The sequence below is a fragment of the Leucobacter faecis genome (genome assembly GCF_054456635.2).
The window spans coordinates 65746-85426 of record NZ_JBTJEP020000008.1 but is presented as its reverse complement, the minus strand read 5'-3'; the positions used below and the strand labels follow the sequence as shown (position 1 = coordinate 85426).

General features: G+C 67.0%; 17 protein-coding genes. 2 read left to right on the top strand and 15 right to left on the bottom strand.

The genetic code is table 11. From position 1 onward, the window contains the following. Positions 1–110 precede the first annotated feature (110 nt). A complete protein-coding gene (hemE, locus tag ACXR2T_RS08335) occupies positions 111–1259 on the bottom strand; it encodes a uroporphyrinogen decarboxylase (RefSeq protein WP_489945508.1) in 1149 nt (382 codons plus the stop codon). 3 nt (positions 1260–1262) lie between these two features. Between hemE and ACXR2T_RS08330 the strand changes: the two genes are divergently transcribed. Then, complete coding sequence (locus ACXR2T_RS08330; RefSeq protein ID WP_458812115.1) at positions 1263–2696, top strand: glutamyl-tRNA reductase; 1434 nt, start codon at positions 1263–1265, stop codon at positions 2694–2696. On the opposite strand, the gene ACXR2T_RS08325 is transcribed toward ACXR2T_RS08330, so the two are convergent. The 7 genes from ACXR2T_RS08325 to ACXR2T_RS08295 all read right to left on the bottom strand — a co-directional run bounded on the left by ACXR2T_RS08325 (position 2659) and on the right by ACXR2T_RS08295 (position 9569). Continuing rightward, on the bottom strand, positions 2659–3744 hold the full coding sequence (locus tag ACXR2T_RS08325; RefSeq protein ID WP_458812117.1) for a siderophore-interacting protein: 1086 nt from the start codon (positions 3742–3744) through the stop codon (positions 2659–2661). The genes ACXR2T_RS08330 and ACXR2T_RS08325 overlap by 38 nt on opposite strands. A 116-nt stretch (positions 3745–3860) precedes the next feature. Beyond that, positions 3861–4676, bottom strand: a complete 816-nt coding sequence (locus tag ACXR2T_RS08320; protein WP_458812120.1) for an ABC transporter ATP-binding protein — start codon at positions 4674–4676, stop codon at positions 3861–3863. After that, complete coding sequence (locus ACXR2T_RS08315; RefSeq protein WP_458812123.1) at positions 4673–5746, bottom strand: FecCD family ABC transporter permease; 1074 nt, start codon at positions 5744–5746, stop codon at positions 4673–4675. The genes ACXR2T_RS08320 and ACXR2T_RS08315 overlap by 4 nt, the downstream gene beginning before the upstream one ends. Further along, positions 5743–6747 (bottom strand): FecCD family ABC transporter permease, encoded by a 1005-nt coding sequence (locus tag ACXR2T_RS08310; RefSeq protein WP_458812126.1) that lies wholly within the window; start codon positions 6745–6747, stop codon positions 5743–5745. Before ACXR2T_RS08310 ends, ACXR2T_RS08315 begins: the two co-directional genes overlap by 4 nt. After that, a complete protein-coding gene (locus ACXR2T_RS08305) occupies positions 6747–7769 on the bottom strand; it encodes an iron-siderophore ABC transporter substrate-binding protein (protein WP_458812129.1) in 1023 nt (340 codons plus the stop codon). Before ACXR2T_RS08305 ends, ACXR2T_RS08310 begins: the two co-directional genes overlap by 1 nt. A gap of 196 nt (positions 7770–7965) precedes the next feature. Further along, positions 7966–8553, bottom strand: a complete 588-nt coding sequence (locus ACXR2T_RS08300; protein WP_458838363.1) for a GNAT family N-acetyltransferase — start codon at positions 8551–8553, stop codon at positions 7966–7968. After that, positions 8550–9569: a hypothetical protein gene (locus ACXR2T_RS08295; protein ID WP_458838362.1), complete on the bottom strand. Its 1020-nt coding sequence runs from the start codon at positions 9567–9569 to the stop codon at positions 8550–8552. Before ACXR2T_RS08295 ends, ACXR2T_RS08300 begins: the two co-directional genes overlap by 4 nt. Positions 9570–9717: 148 nt before the next feature. On the opposite strand from ACXR2T_RS08295, the gene purL reads away from it, so the two are divergent. After that, positions 9718–12051, top strand: a complete 2334-nt coding sequence (gene purL / locus ACXR2T_RS08290; RefSeq protein ID WP_458838361.1) for a phosphoribosylformylglycinamidine synthase subunit PurL — start codon at positions 9718–9720, stop codon at positions 12049–12051. An 83-nt stretch (positions 12052–12134) separates the two neighbouring features. Here the strand turns inward: purL and tmk are convergent, their stop codons facing one another. From tmk to ACXR2T_RS08255, 7 genes are all read right to left on the bottom strand, one after another. Further along, on the bottom strand, positions 12135–12788 hold the full coding sequence (gene tmk, locus ACXR2T_RS08285; RefSeq protein ID WP_458812141.1) for a dTMP kinase: 654 nt from the start codon (positions 12786–12788) through the stop codon (positions 12135–12137). Then, the gene (gene topA / locus ACXR2T_RS08280) at positions 12785–15628 is read right to left on the bottom strand and encodes a type I DNA topoisomerase (RefSeq protein ID WP_458838360.1); all 2844 of its coding nucleotides are present in this window, start codon (positions 15626–15628) and stop codon (positions 12785–12787) included. Before topA ends, tmk begins: the two co-directional genes overlap by 4 nt. A 152-nt stretch (positions 15629–15780) precedes the next feature. Then, positions 15781–16566, bottom strand: coding sequence for a M23 family metallopeptidase (locus ACXR2T_RS08275; protein WP_458812147.1), 786 nt, complete (start codon positions 16564–16566; stop codon positions 15781–15783). A 91-nt stretch (positions 16567–16657) separates the two neighbouring features. Then, complete coding sequence (locus ACXR2T_RS08270; RefSeq protein ID WP_458812150.1) at positions 16658–17101, bottom strand: TadE/TadG family type IV pilus assembly protein; 444 nt, start codon at positions 17099–17101, stop codon at positions 16658–16660. 43 nt (positions 17102–17144) lie between these two features. Next, a complete protein-coding gene (locus ACXR2T_RS08265; protein WP_458812153.1) occupies positions 17145–17465 on the bottom strand; it encodes a DUF4244 domain-containing protein in 321 nt (106 codons plus the stop codon). A 205-nt stretch (positions 17466–17670) separates the two neighbouring features. After that, positions 17671–18567 (bottom strand): type II secretion system F family protein, encoded by an 897-nt coding sequence (locus ACXR2T_RS08260; protein ID WP_458812156.1) that lies wholly within the window; start codon positions 18565–18567, stop codon positions 17671–17673. Then, entirely contained in the window at positions 18560–19609 is a 1050-nt protein-coding gene (locus ACXR2T_RS08255; protein ID WP_458838359.1) for a TadA family conjugal transfer-associated ATPase, read from the bottom strand. The genes ACXR2T_RS08260 and ACXR2T_RS08255 overlap by 8 nt, the downstream gene beginning before the upstream one ends. Positions 19610–19681 lie beyond the last annotated feature (72 nt).

Here is a 19681-nt window from a genome sequence, read left to right as displayed (position 1 = left end):
GTGCGCGTGGGCGGGGTGCGCGTGGGCGGGGTGCGCGTGGGCGGGGTGCGCGTGGGCGGGGTGCGCGTGGGCGGGGTGCGCCGCTGGCGAATCGTGCATGATGCGGGTGACTACCGTTGGTCGCTGTGAACGCGTTCGACGATGCCGGTGAGCCTGGCCGGATCGGTGTCTGGCGGCACGCCGTGACCCAGGTTAACGATGTGCGCGGGCGCGGCGGCACCGCGCGCAAGCACGTCATCGACGTGTGCATCGAGTACGCGTTGGGGTGCCTGCAGGTAGGCGGGGTCAATGTTGCCCTGCAGTGCGAAACGGCCGCCCAGTCGCGAGTTGGCCTCGTCGAGCGGTGTGCGCCAGTCGACGCCAATGGCGTGACCGGCCGTATCGGCGAGCGCCTCGAGCAGGTGACCAGAGCCCACTGCGAAGTGGATTGTTGGGATGGGGAGGGGCTTCGCCGAGTATCCCTCACGGGTCTGGTCGCGATAGGTCATCGCGCTTACTCCGGCCAGGGTGCGCTGGGAGGCCGGCGCAACGTGCGTGCGATAGTCGTCCACCGAGAGCGTGCCCGCCCACGAGTCGAACAGCTGCACGGCGCTCGCGCCCGCCCGCACTTGTGCTTCAAGAAACGCGCCGCTCAGGTCTGCGGCCCACTCGGTGAGCTCGGCCCAGGCGACCGGGTCTTGGTGCATCAGCGCCCGAGCGCGCAGGTGATCGCGCGACGGCCCCCCTTCGACCAGGTAAGCGGCGAGCGTGAAGGGGGCGCCCGCGAACCCAATGAGTGGGGTGCTGCCGAGCTCACGCGTCGTGAGCTGCACGGCCTCGGAAATGGGACCGAGTTGTTCGCGCAGCCGTTCGACCGGGTGTTCGCGGCGCAGCCTCGCGATGTCAGACGCGGTACGGGCGGGGGCCGAAAAGACCGGCCCGCGCCCCGGCACCAGTTCGACGGGCACACCGGCGAGCGACAGCGGCACGATGATGTCGCTGAAGAACACTGCGGCGTCAACGCCGTGGCGGCGCACGGGCTGGCAGGTGATCTCGGTGGCGAGATCGGGGGTCAGGCAACACTCGATCATGTCGCGGCCTGCTCGCAGCGCCCGGTACTCGGGCAATGACCGGCCAGCCTGCCGCATGAACCACACGGGGGTCACATCAACGCGTTCGCCCTGTGTTGCGCGCACGAGCGGGGCGGCCGTTGTGCGGCCGTCCACGAGGGGGTGGGTGGGGGTAAGCTCATTCATCAGATGAAATGCTAGCTTATTCATCTGATGAACTTTTCACTCGTGCACACCAACCTCTCAGGCCCGGTGGAACCGATGCAATCGGGGCTGTCGTGTCTGTCACTCGACCACAAAAAAGCGACCCTCGCGTTACTTGAGCGCGTCGAACGCTACACCCCCGAACTCACCTCGGCGCTCGAACGCACCGCCGGTGGCGCGGTCGTTCTCGCCACCTGCAACCGGTTCGAGGCGTACTTCGATGCCCCGCCAGGCACGACCTCCCTCGTGCTGCGCACAATCTCAGAAATCACAGGGATCCCTGAACCCGAGCTTGCGCAAGCTGCGCAAATACGCCACGGATCTGACGCCGCCGGGCACCTCTTCTCCGTTTCGAGCGGGCTCGAATCACTCGTCGTCGGCGAAGGTGAGATCAGCGGCCAGGTGCGCCGCGCCTTCACAGCTGCACGCCACGCGGGCGCCACGACCGCTGACCTCGAACGACTGTTTCAACAGGCCGCCCGCGTCTCGCGCAAGGTGAAGGCGCGCACCCGCGTGCAAACCCGGGGCCGCTCACTCGTGCGCCTCGCTCTACTGCTCGCCGAAAGTCGCATCGGCGACTGGGGCACGACACGCGTGCTGCTCGTTGGCACTGGCGCGTACGCCGCCGTAACACTCGCGGCGCTACACGATCGAGGCGCCACAAACGTGGCTGTGCACTCACCCTCGGGTCGCGCCGAGGCATTCGCGGCCACCCGCAACGTGCGCCCCGTAAGCGGCGCTCATCTCGATGCCGAACTCGCGATCGCAGATGTCGTTATTGCCTGCAGCGCCGCACAAGACCCGCTATTGGACGCCGAGATCATCTCGCGCACTGTCACGGCCGCCGCAAGCCCGTTTTGTGGCCGCTTTACTGGCCGGCCAGCCGTGGCATCTCGCCCCAAACCACGACTGCTGATAGATCTCGGGGTGCCGCGCAACATAGCACCCCCGGCCGCGCAGGTCGCGGGCATCGAGCTGCTCGATCTTGAGGTGATTGCTGCGCACGCCAGCGTCGAAGAGCTCAGCGCCGAGGCTGAGGCCCGCCAGATCACACTGGACGCGGCGCGCGAGTTTGCCGAGACCGGGGCAGAACTCGCAGCAGTGCCCGCCGTCTTGTACCTGCGCGACTATGTGCATGGCGTACTCGAAGCCGAGCTCGAACGCGCCACTCGCGCGAGGCGCGCACGCACCGCGTCACAAGCGGACGCCGAGCCCACCGCAGCTGCTGTGCAGGCTGCGCTCAAGCACTTCGCTGGCCGACTACTCCACGAACCGACCGTGCGCATACGCGCCCTCGGCAGGGCCGGGCACGCCTCCGAGGCCGTAGCCGCAGCGCACACCCTGTTCGGGCCCGTCGTCTCCATGCCGGGCACGGGGTCAGACGGCGGGCGCCCGGCCGCACCACTCAGCGCATCGCCACCCCTTCGCGCCAGTACCCCATGAATGCGACGCGGCTGCGGTGCACCCCCAGGTCACGCACGAGGTGACGGCGCAGCCGCGTCACCATGCCGCTCTCCCCCGCGATCCAGAAGTATCGCTCTGCCAACGCCGCGCCGGGTTGCGACGGGTTGGAGTGCGCGGCGCCCGTGTACGCAGCCGCTGGCGGGGCAGCGTTGAGCGGCTCCCCCAGCGCCGAGTACTCGGGCGTCTCCCACACCAGCTCGCCGCTGGATAGACCCGCGCCCGGCACCTGCGCTGTGCTGGGCTTTCGCGCTTCGTACGGAGCACCGAGACCGCTGAGCACTCGCGGCACGAGCATCTCACCCGGGGCCGCGCTCTGCCGGCTGAGCCAGTGCACCCGCACTCCTCGAGGGGCCTGAATCGATAGCGTTGCGCCTGGCCCGGGCAACTCAATGAACGCGTCACCCGTGAGATCCGGCGCGGCGTCTTCGAGGATGCGCGCGATCGCGGGCGCCGCGGTCTCATCACCGGCGAGCAGCACCCGCGTGGCGTCTCCTGGCGCGAACTCGATGCCTCCCCCATCAAATCTGCCCCTACGCGGGCCCACGAGTAACACCTCATCGCCGGGCGCAGCGCTGCTCGCCCACAGCGCGGCCGGGCCGGCGCCACTCGAGCCAGCGCCTCCCGATCCAGCGCCTCCCGACTCAGCCTCGGCCAAGTCAGCCCCGGCGGGGGCTGTGTGCAACACGAAATCAACAATCACCTCGGTGCCCTGCTCACCGGTTCGCAGATCACGAATCGAGTAGGTGCGCATGGCACCCCGCTCGTGTTCGGGGAGAGCCAGCCAATCGGCATACCAGTTCTGCCCGTCACCGAGCTCTGGCAAGCCGCCACCGAGCGGTGGAAACAACACTTTGATGCGCTGGTCAAACGTGTGCCCGGGCGTGCCAAAGGAGGCGAGCTGCGGGCCCCGAAAAGCGATGCGCGCATAGGTCGGGCAGGGGCGCCAGATCCGCGCCACGCGTGCCCTGGCGACCACGGTGGCTGGCTCGAGCACGGCTGGCTCGAGCGCGGATGCTTCGAAGTTCATAGTGTCTCTCTTCTATCTCGAATGCTGTCGTGAATGCTGTCGCGAATGCTGTCGCGAACTCTGTCGCAAATGCTGTCGTGAATGCTGTCGCAACTGCTGTCGCAACTGCTGTTGTGTCATGTGTGGTGCCGACCCAGTGGCACCACGATGGGCGATCCGGCCACCGGATCAGTGATGATTTCGGCCCGCAACCCGATCACCTCGCGCACGTAATCACGCGTGACGACCTCGCGTGGCTCGCCCACCGAGTGGATCTGGCCGTCGACAACCGCGACGAGCCGATCGGCGTAGCGCGCCGCGAGGTTGAGGTCGTGCAGCACCATGACGACGGTGGTGCCGCGGGCCCGATTAATGTCGGTGAGCAGGTCGAGCACCTCGACCTGGTGCGCGATGTCGAGGTAGGTGGTGGGCTCATCGAGCAGCAGTATGCTCGGCTCTTGCGCGAGCGCCATGGCGAGCCAGACACGTTGCCGCTGCCCGCCCGACAGCTCGTCAACCGGTCGGTCTGCGAGCTGCGCCACCCCCGTCAGGGCAAGCGCCTCTCGCACGGCTGCCTCGTCGCCCTCGCCCCACCGTCGCACAAGGCTCAGGTGCGGGTGCCGGCCGCGACGCACCAGGTCGCGGGCGCTCACCCCCTCGGGCACGATCGGGCTCTGCGGCAGCAACCCAATCACACGGGCAACGGCCTTCGCGGGGCTGCGGTGCAGCACATCACCGTCGAGCAGCACCTGCCCGCTCGACGGCGCTAGCACCCGCGCCAGGGTGCGCAGAAGCGTTGACTTACCGCAGCCATTCGCCCCGACGATCGCGGTGATCACGCCAGGTTCGACGGCATATTCAAGCTCACGCAACACGGGTGCACCGCCGTAGGTCACGGTCAGTGCGTGCGCCGCGAGGGAGTGGCCCCGCGCCTGAGCGACTGTACGATTCACGTTGCCTGCCTTCTGTCAGGGTTGAGGGCGGCCGGTTGGCTCGCCTGGCCTCGCTCGCTGAGCGAGCCCCGGTTACTGCGTTTGTGGCGTTGCGCCGGGGATCCGGATCGAAGGCGCCCCGCGCCCAGCAGCAGCAAGATGAGCGCCGGAGCGCCTACTGCCCCGGTGATCACGCCCACCGGATACCGGTGGGCGAAAAGCAGCTGCCCCGCGAGGTCGCCCCAGAGCACGAGCGCGGCTCCCACGAGCGCGGCGCTATACAGCGGCGCCGGCCCGCGACCGTGCAGCCTGGCGGCCACAGGACCGGCCAGGAACGCGACGAACGAGATAGGACCAGCCGCCGCCGTGGCCGCGGCAAGCAACACCACCGCCACCGCCATGAGCGCCCACCGGGCAGCAGCGGGGCGCATGCCGAGGCCAGCCGCAAGGTCATCCCCCAGCTGCAGCACCCCGAGCGTGCGAGAGCTCAGCAGCAGCACGGGCACCACCACGCCACACGTAACGGCAAGCGGTGCAATCGCCTCCCACGTTGCCCCGTTAAGGCTGCCAGCCAGCCACTGCATGGCGCCCTGCATGTCCCATGACGAAGCGCGCGACAGAATCAGCGCGAGCAGACTCTTCAAGATCGCGGCCGCGCCAATACCGATGAGGATCATGCGGGCCGTGGCGGCGCCGGGCCCCGCCGCGAGCCAGGTAATGAGCGCGGCTGTGACGAAGGCACCTCCGAGTGCCAACAGTGACACGGTGCCGCCCTGCGCGCCGAGCACGACGATGCCAAAGGCCGCCGCCGTACCAGCACCGGCGCTAATGCCGATGACGTCGGGTGAGGCGAGCGGGTTGCGCAACAGCGATTGAAACACGGCACCCGCAAGGCCAAATGCCGCGCCAGCGAGCAGTCCGAGTACGGCGCGCGGCAGGCGCAGCTCTTGCACGGTGAACACGGCCTCACCGCTGCCGCCGAGTGCCCGCACAACTTCGGCGAGGGGCACCGGAGTCGTGCCGAGCGCCAGCGTCGCCGCGAACCCCGCCGCGCAAACGATGGCGAGCACGAGGGCCACGCCCCGGTTCATCGCACACTCCCGGATCGCTTGCGCACGATCCAGATCAGCACGGGGGCACCCATGATCGCCGTCACAATGCCCGCCTCAACCTCGCCCGGCGGCATCACCACGCGGCCGAGCACGTCTGCGCTCACGAGCAGCACCGCGCCCGCAACCGCAACCACCGGTACGAGCCGGCGGTGATCCGGCCCGATAAAGAGCCTGCACGCGTGCGGCACGATGAGCCCCACGAACCCGATGGGCCCGGCGAGCGCGGTCGCAAGACCCGCCAGCACAATAGCTCCCGCCGTGATACACAGGCGGCTGCGGCCCAGCCGCTCCCCAAGCCCGGCGGCCAATTCGTCGCCCAGTGCGAGCGCGTTCATGGACCGCGCCAGCGCGTAGGCGGCGATGAGGCCAAGCCCAATGATGGGGGCGCTCCACCGCAGCTGTTCCCAGCTCGCACCGCCCACACCACCGATCTGCCAGGAACGAAACGACTCCATCGCGTCGGGCCGAGGCAAAATGAGCGCGCTCGTCACCGACGCACTCATGGCAGAGATCGCCGCGCCACTCAGCACGATCTTGAGCGGCGACGCCCCGCCCCTACCCACCGCACTCAACACGAACAGCAGCGCGGCAGCGGCAGCGGCTCCGATAATGGCCGCCGCGGTCACCGCGAGGGGCTCACGCGCGCCGATCACCGTGAGGGTCACCACGACAGCAAGCGCAGCGCCGCTTGTGATACCCATCACCCCAGGGTCGGCCAGCGGGTTGCGGGTCACCGCTTGCAACGCGAGACCCGCCACTGCGAGCGCAGCCCCCACCAGCATCGCGAGCCCCGTACGGGGCAGCCGCTGAACGATCGCGGCTTCGCCAATCGTGTCCGTTTGACCGGCGAGCGCACCGCCAATGTCGTCGAGACTCACGCCGCGCGCTCCAATGGTCACCGACGCGAGCGCCGCAATCGCGAGCACGAGTACCGCGACGGCCACCGACACCGCCGTGGTGCGAATCGCGGCAGCGGTCATTAGATGCCAGCGGCGAGCGCGTCGAAGTAGCGCTCGATGCCCCAGCCAATCGAGAGCGGTGAGGGGTTCGCCGACGCAGCAAGCGGTGTTGCGTCGGGCAGCACCGCGATATGCCCGGCCTGCACCGCCGGAATCTGCGACAGCAGCGGGTCAGCTTGGAGCTTCGCAACGAGGTCGCCCTCCGGGTCACCGTACGTCACGAGCACGTCGACGTCAGAGAGCCGATCGGCCTGTTCGGCACTAATCTCGGCGTAGAAGCTGCGTGATTTGGCTGACTCTTCGGTGACCACCTCGGGCATGGGCAGCCCGCGCTCGGCGAGAAACCCGGGGCGCGTGTCGTGCGACGTGTAGAACCCGATCTTGCTGAGATCGGCGGGGTCGAGGTATGAGAACAAGAACTTGGTGTCACGCATCTCAGAGTGCTTCGCAAGCGCCGATTCAACGTTTGCGTCGATGTCGGCGATTAGTTGCGCTCCCTCGTCTGGCATGCCGAGCGCTTGCGCATTGAGTTCGATCATCTGCTCGACCGACGTGCCCCACGCCACGTCGGGGTAGGCCACGACGGGCGCGATTTTCGAGAGTGTGTTGTATTCCTCTTGGGTGAGGCCCGAGTACGCAGCCAGAATCACGTCGGGGTCGGTCGCGGCGACGGCTTCGAAATCGATTCCGTCGGTCTCATCGAACAAGACCGGGGTCTCGGCCCCCAGCTCGTCAAGCTTGGTCTCGACCCACGGCAGCACACCGTCTGCATCGTCATCGCCCCACGTGGCCTTGCTCATACCCACCGGCACAATGCCCAGCGCGAGCGGTACCTCGTGGTTGGCCCATGCGACGGTTGCCACGCGCTCGGGCTTTTCTGAGACAGTCGTCTGCCCCAGCGCGTGCTCGATGACGACGGGGTACCCGTCACCCGCGGCAGCGGCGTCGGCCGCGCCGCCCTCGCCTGTTCCGCTCGAACAGCTTGCGAGCGGTACGGCAAGCACGAGTGCAGCGGTGAGGGCAAGGAGGCGTGAGGCGCGCATGGCGCTCCCTTCGGTTGGCTAATCATCGATTTTGCGCACATCAAAAGTTCATCTGATGTTACAGCGAGTTAGCCTACCCTAACATTCATCGGATGATGCGTTTCAGGTGCAAAAAATCCCCGTGCACACGCTGTTACACGGGGATCTCTGGAAGGCGACGGCGCGGGCCGTCAGTCACGGTAATCGACAGGTCGAGCTACGGGTATTCCTGCAGGCTCAGCCCGTACGCGCGCAGTGTGAACCGGGCACCGCTGGGCCTGGTGAGTTCAAGCTCACGCTCGCGCAGCCGCTCAAACCCCATGCGCTCATACAGTCGGCACGCACCCGCCATCTCATTCGTCGTATTGAGCACGAGGCGAGACGCACCGCGCGAGCGCGCCGTCTCAATCGCGTGCCGCATCAAGAGCGCACCGATACCGCGCCCGCGGGCCGCATGTGACACGGCGAGCAGCCGCACGTCGCACTCACCCACCGCGGCAACATCGCTCAGCACGCGCCCCGGCTCGGGTAGCGTCACCGTGCCACACAGCGCACCGGTCGCGTCATCGACGGCAACCCACACCTGCGCCGCCTCGGCGCGCGCAGCAACGTCTTCGATCTCAGCAAGATACTCGGCAGGCTGGCCCGGGTAATCCTGCTCGTAGGCGCGGCGGGCGAGCGCACCCACTTCACCGGTCTCTTCGCTCCGGATCAGCCTGAGCGTGACCCCCGCATCACGTTTTGGGGCGGCGCGAGCTGAAGCCGTGTCGAACTGGTGAACCTCTGAAACGATCGCCTGGTTCACGGGCGGGGTGCGCCCGGAACCGTGAAGTCTGGCTGACCGTCGGCACGCGCAGGCAGCGGCCGCCCATCAGCAAACGTCGGCCACGGCAGCAGTGGTGCTCCTGACTGCGACGCGGGCTGCGACGCGGACTGCGACGCGGGGTAACCCTGCTGCGGGTACCCCTGCTGACCGTAACCCTGCTGTGCGCGGTAGGGCTGCGGGGTGACGTAGGGCTGTTGCGTGGGGTAGGGCTGCTGTGCCTGCTGCGCCCGGGCTGCGCGCGCGGCGTCACGATCCTGCGCGCCATACGACCACCGCAGCAGAAGTGTGATCGACAGGCCCAGCGCCGTAAGAATCAAGAGCGCGGTCGCGATCTTCCAGTAGATGTCGGGGATCACAAGATCGAACGCTTCAATACCAACCGGGGCGGTAAACAAAATGCCCGCCAGCACCGCCAGCACACTGGTAATAAACGCGAAGCGCGTGACGACCGCGGGCAACCTATCACCGGTCTTGAGCAGCAGCTGGCAGCACACGATCACGAGCCGCGTGACCAGAATGACGAACACCGACTTCCAGAAGATCTCAAACATGAGCCCAAAAGAGGCATACGGCGTCATCCAGATAACGATGAGCAGCAGGCCCAGAATGTATGCATTAGCGATCAGTGCGACGGGCGCATACCACTCAGATTTCTGGCCGCGACGCGTGTCGAGCGCCGTAAACAACACGAACACGGCAAACAACGCGAACGTAGAGAAGACGCGCTCAAACTTGCCCTCGAAATCGCCGATGAACAGCAACGAAATTGACGCAATCGTAAGCCCCGCGAGCAACGCGATACTGACTTTGAGAAACGTACTCAGGCGAGGGCCATCGTGAACCTTGCCGCGCTTGGCGGGCTTCGCTGGTTTCGTGGGAGCTGCAGGCTGCTGCGCCTGAGGCTGCGCTTGAGGCTGTGCGGGCGCCTGCGCCTGGTGCTGGCCGCTCGACGAAGTCTGCACCGGTGGCTCGTGGCGCGCGTTTGTGTCACTCATGTCTTCTAGTTTCGCGCGTTCTGCTGTGATTATCTACCGCGCGTCAGCCTGCGGTGTGGGGGCGCCTCGGCGGGGTAGACTGTTCGGGTACCTTTCGGCCCAAATTTTGGTGCCGATCCTACAGAGCGATTAACGGAGCACCCCGAGCGTGACTGACATCGACGAGGCCGTAACCGGCCCCCGCCCCGACACTGTTGCAGATGCCATTGCAACGCCTGAGAAAGAGCAGCCGTTCGAATCGCTGGGCCTCAAGCCCAACGAGTACGAACAGATCAAGGAGATCCTTGGTCGTCGCCCCACGTCGGGCGAGCTCGCGATGTACTCGGTGATGTGGTCCGAGCACTGCTCGTACAAGTCGTCGAAGCCCTACCTGCGCCAGTTCGGCCAGAAGGTGAACGACAAGATGAAGGAGCGGCTGCTCGTCGGCATGGGCGAGAACGCCGGCGTCGTCGACATCGGTGAGGGCTGGGCCGTCACGTTCAAGGTCGAGAGCCACAACAGCCCCTCGTACATCGAGCCCTTCCAGGGCGCCGCCACTGGTGTGGGCGGCATCATCCGCGACATCATTTCGATGGGCGCGCGTCCCGTTGCCGTGATGGATCAGCTGCGCTTTGGTGCGATTGATCACCCCGACACGCACCGCGTCGTGCACGGCGTCGTCGCCGGCATCTCGTCGTACGCCAACTGCCTCGGCCTACCCAACATCGGTGGCGAGACGGTCTTCGACGCAAACTATCAGGGCAACCCCCTCGTCAACGCCCTCGGCGTGGGCGTGCTGCGCCACGAAGACCTGCACACCGCTAACGCGTCGGGCCTGGGCAACAAGGTCGTGCTCTTTGGCGCTCGCACCGGCGCCGACGGCATCGGTGGTGCCTCGGTCCTCTCTTCGAGCAGCTTCGAAGAAGACGGCCCGTCGAAGCGCCCCGCCGTACAGGTGGGCGATCCCTTCGCCGAGAAGGTACTCATCGAGTGCTGCCTCGAAATGTTCCACGGCGACCTCGTTGAGGGTATTCAGGATCTCGGCGCGGCCGGCATCTCGTGTGCCACGAGCGAGCTGGCAGCTAACGGCGACGGCGGCATGTTCGTCTCGCTCGACAGCGTGCTGCTGCGCGATCCGTCGCTCACCGCTGAGGAGATCCTCATGTCGGAGAGCCAGGAGCGCATGATGGCGATCGTGAAGCCCGAGAAGCTCGATGCGTTCCTCGCCGTCGCCAAGAAGTGGGATGTCGAGACGAGTGTGCTCGGCGAGGTCACCGACACCAACCGCCTCATCATCAACTGGCGCGGCGAAGAGATCGTCAACGTCGACCCATCGACCGTTGCCGTCGACGGCCCCGTCTACGACCGTCCCGTGGCATACCCCACGTGGATGGATGAGCTGCAGGCCTCGGGCGTACGCGCTTCGGGCCTCGCCCGCGCCATCTCGGGTGACCAGCTGCGCGAGCAGCTGATCCAGGTCGCTGCGTCGCCCAACCAGGCAGACGTGTCGTGGGTGACCAACCAGTACGACAAGTATGTGCTCGGCAACACGGCACTCTCGTTCCCCGATGCTGCGGGCATGATCCGCGTGGATGAAGAGAGCGGCCTCGGCATCGCGATCTCGACCGACGCAAACGGTCGCTACAGCTACCTGGACCCGTACGTCGGCGCACAGCTTGCGCTCGCCGAGTCGTACCGCAACGTCGCCACCACTGGCGCCGTGCCCACCGCGATCACCGACTGCCTCAACTTCGGCAGCCCCGAGGACCCCGAGGTGATGTGGCAGTTCTCGCGCACCGTCGAGGGCCTGTCTGACGCGTGCCTCGAGCTCGAGGTGCCCGTCACCGGCGGCAACGTCTCGATGTACAACCAGACCGGTGACACGGCGATCTACCCGACCCCCGTGGTCGGCGTCATGGGCATCATCGACAATGTCGCGCGCCGCGTGCCTTCGGGCTGGCAAGACGAGGGCGAGCATCTCTACCTGCTCGGTGTCACCCGCGACGAACTCGACGGCTCGGCCTGGGCAGAGACGATCCACGAGCACTTGGGCGGCACACCGCCGGTCGCCGATCTGCCTGCTGAGCGTAAGCTCGCTGAGCTGCTGCACGCGGCTTCGCAGGGCGGCATTCTCTCGGGTGCGGTCGACCTGTCTGAGGGTGGCCTCGCACAGGCTCTCGCCGACGGTGCGCTGCGCTTCGGTGTGGGCGCCCGCGTCTGGATCGATGAGATCATCTCGCGCGACGGTGTCGACGAGACCGCGGCGATGTTCTCTGAGTCGCAGGCCCGCGTGCTCGTGGCCGTGCCGCACGAGGAGGACGTGAAGTTCCGCGGCCTGTGCGAGGGGCGCGACTACCCCGTGCTGCGCATCGGCGTGACCGACGGCCTGGGCGAGAACGCGGCCATCGAAGTGCAGGATCGCTTCACGCTGCCGCTTACTGAGCTCAGCGCCGCCACGCGCGCGACGCTTCCGTCACGCTTCGGCCCCGTCGTGGGCGAGTAACAAAGCGCATCACAAGTACGCCCCCTTCGGGTTCGAAGGGGGCGTTCTTGCGTGTTGGCCCGTGGTTTTGAGCTTGACGATCGCTACTTACTGGCCGCGAGCAGCTCGCGCACGCGCTCTAGCACGCGCGTGTGCAACTCACCAGCGGCGAGCGACGCGTCAAGCACGAGATAACGACCAGGATCAGTGCGCGCAAGCGCCAGAAACCCGGCCCGCACCGCAGCGTGAAACTCCACGGCCTCGGCCTCGAGCCGGTCGGCGGCCCCGCCGCGCGCAGCGCGCCTGGCCGCCGCAAGCTCGGTGCTCGCGTCGAGCAGCACCGTGAGATGCGGCCAGAGCCCGCCGGTCGCCCACTCGCTGATGCCGCGCACCTCAGCGACGTCGAGCACGCGGCCCGCGCCCTGGTAGGCCAGCGAAGAGTCGATGTAACGATCCTGAACGACAACCGCGCCGCGGTCGAGCGCCGGGCGCACCAGCTTCGCAATGTGCTGCGCGCGATCGGCGGCGTAGAGCAGCGCTTCGGCGCGAGCATCAACCGCGCCGATCTCGTCACCGCCGTGCAGCAGAAGCTCGCGCACGCGCGCGCCGAGCGGCGTACCCCCCGGTTCGCGGGTGCGCACGACCTCGCGGCCGCGCGCTTCAAGCCAGGTAGCGAGCAGCTCTGACTGCGTGGTCTTACCCGCGCCGTCGCCCCCCTCAAACGTGATGAAGAGGCCGGGCTCCGTCACACTGCTCACTCTGCCGCCGTCGCCGCAGCGGCAGCAGCTTCAGCAGCTTCAGCGGCTTTCTTCGCGGCGTTCGCCTTGCGCGTCTCGGCGGCCTTCTTTGCTGCTGCTGAACGTGCGGGGTCGACTGTTTTGGCTGCCGCGGTCTTGCTCGCAGCTTTCTTCGCGGCGGGCTTCTTGGCGGGTGCCTTCTTCGCCGCAGCCTTCTTGGCCGGGGCTTTCTTCTTCGCCGGCCCCTTAGCGCGCTTAATCGCGAGTAGTTCCACGGCGCGCTCAAAGGTCAGGTCTTCGACGCTATCGCCGCGCGGCACGGTAGCGTTGGTCTCGCCGTCGGTGACGTACGGGCCGAAGCGGCCGTCTTTCACCTTGACAGGCTTGCCGCTCACCGGGTCTGCGTCAAACTCCTTGAGCGCGCTCGCTGCTTTGCGCCCGCCGTACTTGGGCTGCGCAAACAGCTCCTGCGCGCCGGCGAGATCGATCGTAAAGATGGCGTCTTCGCTGGCGAGCGAACGCGAGTCGGTACCCTTCTTAATGTAGGCACCGTAGCGGCCGTTCTGCGCCGTGATCTCGGCACCCGACTCTGCGTCGACCCCCACCACGCGCGGCAGATCGAGCAGCGCTACAGCGGTCTCGAGTTCAACCGTCGCCGGGTCCATGCTCTTGAACAGTGAAGCGGTGCGCGCCTTCTGCCCCTTGGGAAGCTCTTCGCCCTCTTCGAGCAGCTCGGTGACGTACGGGCCAAAGCGACCGTTTTTAGCGGCGATGCGCTTACCCGTCACCGGGTGCAGGCCGACGATGCGGTCTTCGAGCGGCTCGGCTTCTGCAAGCTCGTGCGCCCGCGCGGGAGTGAGCTCGTCGGGGGCCAAACCGTCTGGAATATTGACGCTGCGGGGCTTCAGCACGCCCTCTTCGTCGGGCTCGCACTTGTCGTCGAGCACCTCGAGGTAGGGCCCATACTTGCCGTTACGCAGCGAGATCTTGTCGTCGATCTTGATGGTGTTGATGGCGCGTGCATCGATTTCGCCGAGGTTATCGACGACACCGCGCAGGCCCGGGTGAGTATCGCTACCGAAGTAGAACTCGCCGAGCCACTTGCTGCGGTCTGCGTCGCCCGCCGCGATGCGGTCGAGGTCGTTCTCCATTGACGCGGTGAAGTCATAGTCAACGAGCGCCGAGAAGTGTGTCTCGAGCAGGCGCACCACCGAGAAGGCGATCCAGCTGGGCACGAGTGCCTGCCCCTTCTTCGACACGTAACCGCGATCCATGATCGTGCTAATGATCGCCGCATAGGTTGAGGGGCGTCCGATGCCGAGCTCTTCGAGCCGCTTCGTGAGGCTCGCCTCGGTGTAGCGCGGCGGCGGGCTCGTCTCGTGCCCCTTCGCCTCGGTGTCGGTGACGTCTAACTTCTCACCCTGCGTGAGCTGCGGCAGGGTCACATTCTGCTCGGAGTCGCCGCGCTTCTCGTCGCGTCCCTCCTCGTATGCGAGCAAGAACCCGGGGAACGTGATGACGGTGCCACTCGCGGTGAACTCGGCGCGCGTGGCCGCGTCGCGGCCAGCTTCGGTGACGCTCACGGCCAGGGTAACCGTGTCGGTCGAACCCTTCGCGTCAGACATCTGGCTCGCAACCGTGCGCTTCCAGATCAGCTCGTACAGCGCGTACTCGCCCTGTGTGAGCTTGCCTTTAAGCGAACTTGGGCGCTCAAACACGTCGCCCGCGGGGCGAATTGCTTCGTGAGCCTCTTGCGCACCCTTCGACTTGCCGGTGTAGACGCGCGGCTTCTCGGGAATCGTATCGGCGCCATACAGCTGCGCGGCCTGTGACCGGGCGGCCGTGATCGCCTGCTTCGACAGCATCGGCGAGTCCGTACGCATATACGTGATGTGACCGTTCTCGTACAGCGACTGCGCGTACGACATGGTCTGCCGCGAGCTGTAGCGCAGCTTACGCGACGCCTCCTGCTGCAGCGTCGACGTGGTGAAGGGAGCCGCCGGGCGCCGCGTGTGCGGCTTCGTCTCGATCGACACGACATCTGCCTGTGTGCCCTGCGCGCACAGCTGCGCGAGGCCCTGGGCGCGCTGCTTCTCGAGCAGGATCACGCCCGCCGTCGCCGACTTGGCCTTGAGCGCGCCGTCATCGCCGAAATCACTACCTGTGGCGACGCGCTGCGCGTCGAGCCGCACGAGGCGTGCCGCGAACTGGGTGGCGTTTGCGGGGGTAAAGGTAGCCGAGAGCGACCAGTACTCGGCCGCGTTGAACGCCTGCCGCTCACGCTCGCGATCAACTACGAGGCGGGTCGCCGCCGACTGTACGCGGCCGGCCGAGAGCTTGGGGGCAACCTTGCGCCACAGCACCGGTGAGATGTCATAGCCGTATAGGCGGTCAAGGATGCGCCTGGTTTCTTGCGCGTCGACGAGCGCAATGTCGAGGTCGCGCGTGTTGCGGCTCGCCTCGTCGATTGCCTCACGGGTGATCTCGTGGAACACCATGCGCTTGACGGGCACCTTGGGCTTCAGCACCTCAAGCAGGTGCCACGCGATGGCCTCGCCCTCGCGGTCCTCATCAGTTGCGAGCAATACTTCATTCGCATCTTTCAGAGCTCGCTTGAGTTCGGCGACGGTCTTCTTCTTGTTGTCGTTGACCGCGTAGTAGGGGGCGAAGCCGTTATCGACGTCTACCGCGAACTTGCCAAACGGTCCCTTCTTGAGATCTGCGGGCAGCTGCGACGGTTCAGCGAGGTCACGAATGTGCCCGACCGATGCGATGACTTCATAGTCGGGGCCCAGGTATTCGCCGATCTTCTTCGCCTTGGTCGGCGACTCGACGATCACGAGCTTCTTCGTGCCCTTCACGGGTCTCCTTCGTACGTACCTCATTCGTGACACCGTCAGGGGTCTGACCGATGCGTCTGCAACTGCTTATGCACCGCCACGATACACATATCATCCCGAGAATCCGCACGCGGCTCAGGCCTCTCCATTATGACCCCATCTGCGGGTTTGAGTTACGGCGGCCCTATAAAGACGAACGGATTGAGGTCTGGAAACGAGTTTTCTGGGCGCGTCGAGAGCGTGAAGTGGGTGTGCGGGCCCGATGTACAGCCGCTCATACCGGCGGCCGCCACCGGCTGGCCCGCGGCCACCCGTGCTCCCACCGTGAGCCCCAACCCGCGCACTGACCCAGCGGCAATGTGATTGTGCGAACTGAAGATAGTTCTCCCCTCATAGTCGTGACGCATGATGATCGTCTCGTTCGTGCCGCGCCACCAGCCCGGGTTCTCGCGGCATACCTGGGGCATCCCGCCCCCGTCTGGTCCCATCGCGATGACGACGCCGTCGTAGGGGGCAAGTAATTGGGTGCCAACAGGGGCCGCGAGGTCGATCGAGAAACCGTCGTGGAACCCCTGAGCGACGCCACCGCTCGCGGCGGGCCAAGCCCATGCTCCCGCGCCGTACGCTGGCCCTTGGTCCATCACGACACCTCCGGCTCGGGCGCGGGCGGTGACCGCGCCAATCGGGGTGTTGATCGAGAGCTCAATTCGGGCTTCACCGTGCTGTGGCACAAGGTCGCAGCGTTCGACGGTTGCGCCGGCGCTGCGCGCCACCTCCGCCGCCGCGTCACAGGCCTCGCTGTCAAGCCACCCTGTGATCGCGTCGGCGGCGGCGAGCGCCGCCGCATCGGCTGCGCCGGTCACCCGCTGCGCGCTGACGAGGTGGCTGCCCGCCGCCAGCACCGGGAGCCCGAGGCACAGTGCGGCAGCGACGCATCCGACAAGTGCTGGTGCGCTCACGATGTCTCCTTTCGGTGTAGTGGTTCACAAGTAGCGCAGTCCACATAAGGCCAGCTACGCCTCGAGTGACCCCCTGACTCCTACTAACTCGCTAGAACCGTTCAGCTTCATCGGTCACGGCCGCGCAGCCTGTACCGGTAAGCGAGAGAGCAGCGAGGGGGCCACCCACGGGGCTCGCACGCAGGGTGATGCACAGGAGCGCGCCGTCTCGTGCGCGCTCGACGCCTACGCCCGGCCCCGCCGCCGTGACTCGTTCTGCTGCCAGGGTGTCGTCACCTCGCGCTTCGAGACGGGCAATGTCGGCCGCCGCGGCGGCAAGCGTGAGCCTGTTGGTTGCGATGACAATGCCACCGATGACTAGCCCGAGCACAACGAGCACTGCGGGCACGACGACCGCGAACTCTGCTGTTACGGTGCCGTGGTCGTCGCGCCACCGCGCACGCCCGGCGCCCCGCGCACGCTCTGAGCCCCACGCACGCGCTGAGCCCCACGCACGCCCGATGCTGTGCGTTGCTGCTGTGCACTGTGCTCGCATGTGATCACCGCCGCCTCATTTGCCCACTGCCCCCGGCAGGCACCTACCCGGCCGCCCCTAAAGCATCTTCAACGAGCTGCACAAGCATCGCGCGAATCTCGGCCGACCGTAAGATCGCTACGAGTAACCCGGCAAAGGCCACGGCCGCCATGATGACAATCGCGTACTCGGCTGTCACCGCGCCATCGTCGTCGAGGCTGGCACGCGCCACACGTGAATGCAGGCTGGCACGCCCCCGCCCCCACCACGACCGCGCTCGGCGGCGCCTAGGTGTTACGAAGTGGAGCGTGTCACCCTGTGCTGTCACGGGGGTCTCGATGCCGTCGTCGTGCGGTGTCGGCACGAGCTGCAGTCTGGTCTCCATGGGAAGTCTCCCTATTCAATCCAGTGCACGGCCCGGCGGCTGCCGGTGTCACCATGGTGCCCCGTATTAGTCGGTCACGGGGCAGCAAAAACGTATCTGTGGATAGCTGGACCTTTTGGTCCGATTCAGTGGCCTGTGGACGACCTATCAACGAACGGCCAACAAACGGCCAACGACGGCCAACGAACGGCTCGACCCGACGTTTTCACCCGCGCAGCATCGACAGCACGACGGGCACAACCCCCACCAGAATGAACGAGGGCAGCACGCACACCGCGAGCGGAATCAGCACCCGTATGCCGAGCTGCTCGGCCTCGCGCTCAAGCCTTGTGTGGGCGGCCGCGCGTTCGGTCTCGGCTTCTTCGAGGAGCAGCGCTGCAAGCGGCACGCCTGCCTCTCGCGCCGCCCCGATGGTGCGCCTGAGCGGCCCGCTCGCCAGAAACCGATCGAACGGCACCCACTCGACGCCGAACCGGTCGACCACGTCGGCGAGCAGCTTGGGTGCATCGCCCGGGTCGCTGCCGGCACGCACCACGATCCAGGCGAGCTCGCACTCAAGCCCGGCAACGTGGTCGCCCTGTTCAACCTGCCGCTGCAACATACGCGCCCACCCCACTCCGCACGCAAGCAGCACGGCCCCTGCACTCAACAAGACGGCCCCCACTGCGCTCCCCAGAATCGGCGCCGGATCAAACCCCAACAGCAGTCCCAGCAGAAGCGCGAGCGGCGGCAGCGCAGCCACGGTGAGCACGGTGGCTTTGGGGCCGGCCAGGATCACGCTGCGTCGTTCACGCAAACGCTCGAGCGTTGCCAGCGCGTCACTAATGCGAGAGAGGGCAGGACCGAGCGGGGCGCCGCCCGTCACTGCGAGCTGCCAGGCCGCAGCGAGCACGCGCCACTCGGGCCCGTGGCCCTGCGCGAGCGCCCCGGCTGGCGCTTGCCCCGCGATCACTCGGCGCGCGATCCGCTTCGTTTCTGGGCTGCTGCCAGCGTCTTGCTCAAGCAGCTCGAACATGCGCTCGGGGGCAACGCCACCCGCCAAGAGCGTGCCCATCTGCCGGGCGCTGCGTGCAACGTCTTCGCCTGCTCTGGGTTCACTCATGGGGCGCCCTCGCCCCGTGTGCGCTGCGCGGCCCATTCGAGACACCCACTTCGAGCGCACCCGCCGCCCCGAGCCGTAGCTCGCCAATCGCGACGACCCGGTGCCCCCGCACGCCCCGCTCGACGTGCACCACGGCGTGTAGCGCCGACACCGCCTGGCGCGCAAGTGCCTCGGGTGCAAGCCCCGCGAGCGACCCGAGCGCTTCGAGCCTGGCGGGCACATCGGCGAGATTCGAGGCGTGCAGCGTGCCCGCGCCGCCATCGTGCCCCGTATTGAGCGCGGTCAGCAGCGTCACAATCTCGGCGCCGCGGCACTCCCCCAGCACGATCCGATCGGGCCGCATGCGCAGTGCCTCGCGCAGCAGCCGCTCCACCCCGACTTCGCCGACTCCCTCGGCGCTCGCGGGCCTGGCCTCCAGCGCGACCACGTGTGGGTGACGCAACCGCAGCTCGGCCACATCTTCTATCGTCACGATGCGTTCTCCGGCCCCGCAGCGATCAAGCAACGCGGTGAGCAGCGTCGTCTTGCCGCTCGCGGTGCCGCCCGTGATCAAAAAGTTGCGGCGCGTCTCGACGAGACGCGCCAGCTGCCACGCGGTCTCGGCATCACAGAGGCCGCCACGCACGAGCGCCGCAAAATCTGGGGCCGTAAGGCTCGGGATCCGGATCGACACAGCAGCACCCGCCACGCTCACGGGCGGCAGCACCGCGTGCACGCGGATCCCGTCGCCGAGCCGCACATCTGCGCAGGGCTGTAGTTCGTCGAGGTGCCGGCCGCCGGCCGCGATGAGTGCGGTCGCGAGGCCGCGCACCGCCGCGGGGGTCGCCTCCCAGTCAGACACGCGCTCGAGCCGCGCACCGCGATCAAGCCACAGCTCGCCGCGCCCGGCACGCACCTGCACCATAATGTCGCGCAGCTCGGGTTCATCGAGCAGCGGTAACAGCCCGCCGAACGCGCGACGCGCCGCAAGCCCCAGGGCCACGCTGCGCGTGGGCACCGGGGCCACCCGCGACCCGCTGGCCGCCGCTGCGAGCACCGACATAGCACCAGCCAAGCAGTGATCAAGCCCCCGCGGGGGCGCAAAACATAATCTGTGTATAACTCATTGTGTTTC

Bases quoted from the DNA above. Each gene is read 5' to 3' on its own strand.
- hemE (WP_489945508.1), bottom strand. From the start codon at position 1,259: ATGAATAAGCTAGCATTTCATCTGATGAATGAGCTTACCCCCACCCAC.
- ACXR2T_RS08330 (WP_458812115.1), top strand. From the start codon at position 1,263: ATGAACTTTTCACTCGTGCACACCAACCTCTCAGGCCCGGTGGAACCG.
- ACXR2T_RS08325 (WP_458812117.1), bottom strand. From the start codon at position 3,744: ATGAACTTCGAAGCATCCGCGCTCGAGCCAGCCGTGCTCGAGCCAGCC.
- ACXR2T_RS08315 (WP_458812123.1), bottom strand. From the start codon at position 5,746: ATGAACCGGGGCGTGGCCCTCGTGCTCGCCATCGTTTGCGCGGCGGGG.
- ACXR2T_RS08310 (WP_458812126.1), bottom strand. From the start codon at position 6,747: ATGACCGCTGCCGCGATTCGCACCACGGCGGTGTCGGTGGCCGTCGCG.
- ACXR2T_RS08305 (WP_458812129.1), bottom strand. From the start codon at position 7,769: ATGCGCGCCTCACGCCTCCTTGCCCTCACCGCTGCACTCGTGCTTGCC.
- ACXR2T_RS08295 (WP_458838362.1), bottom strand. From the start codon at position 9,569: ATGAGTGACACAAACGCGCGCCACGAGCCACCGGTGCAGACTTCGTCG.
- ACXR2T_RS08270 (WP_458812150.1), bottom strand. From the start codon at position 17,101: ATGCGAGCACAGTGCACAGCAGCAACGCACAGCATCGGGCGTGCGTGG.
- ACXR2T_RS08265 (WP_458812153.1), bottom strand. From the start codon at position 17,465: ATGGAGACCAGACTGCAGCTCGTGCCGACACCGCACGACGACGGCATC.
- ACXR2T_RS08260 (WP_458812156.1), bottom strand. From the start codon at position 18,567: ATGAGTGAACCCAGAGCAGGCGAAGACGTTGCACGCAGCGCCCGGCAG.
- ACXR2T_RS08255 (WP_458838359.1), bottom strand. From the start codon at position 19,609: ATGTCGGTGCTCGCAGCGGCGGCCAGCGGGTCGCGGGTGGCCCCGGTG.